Here is a 541-nt window from a genome sequence, read left to right as displayed (position 1 = left end):
CGGGTGGCCGCTTTCATCCGGCAGTGGAAACACGAACAGCACCAGGCACGCCAGACAACGGGTCGGGGTGTTTTCGTGCCCCTGAGCTTCCAGCCCGGGGAAGCCTTCCAGTTCGACTGGGGTGAGGACCGGGCGGTCATTGCCGGCCGTCGCGTCAGACTGCAGGTTGCCCACACCAGACTGTCCTTCAGCCGGGCCTTCATACTCAGGGCCTATCCCCTGCAGACCCACGAGATGCTTTTTGATGCGCTTGCCGAGGCCTTCCGCGTGCTCGGTGGCGTGCCACGGCGGGGTATTTTTGACAACATGAAGACCGCTGTGGACCGGATTGGCTCTGGCAAGGCGCGTCAGGTCAACCTGCGCTTCATGGCCCTGGCCAGCCATTATCTGTTCGAGGCGACCTTCTGCAATCCGGCAGCGGGATGGGAGAAAGGGCAGATCGAGAAGACCGTGCAGGATGCCCGACGCCATATCTGGCAGGACCTGCCTGCCTTTCCTGATCTGGGGGCGCTGAATGCCTGGCTGGAAGCCCGCTGCCTGG

1 protein-coding gene is annotated in these 541 nt (G+C 63.2%); it reads left to right on the top strand.

Annotation, left to right across the window (positions count from 1 at the left end):
• On the top strand, window positions 1–541 hold a 541-nt coding region (gene istA, locus KMAL_RS16785), incomplete at both ends, for an IS21 family transposase (RefSeq protein ID WP_110096544.1).

Source organism: Novacetimonas maltaceti, from assembly GCF_002906255.1.
Classification (GTDB): Bacteria; Pseudomonadota; Alphaproteobacteria; order Acetobacterales; family Acetobacteraceae; genus Novacetimonas; species Novacetimonas maltaceti.
Note: the sequence above shows the minus strand (reverse complement) of the source record. Positions and strands in the feature narration are given on the sequence as shown.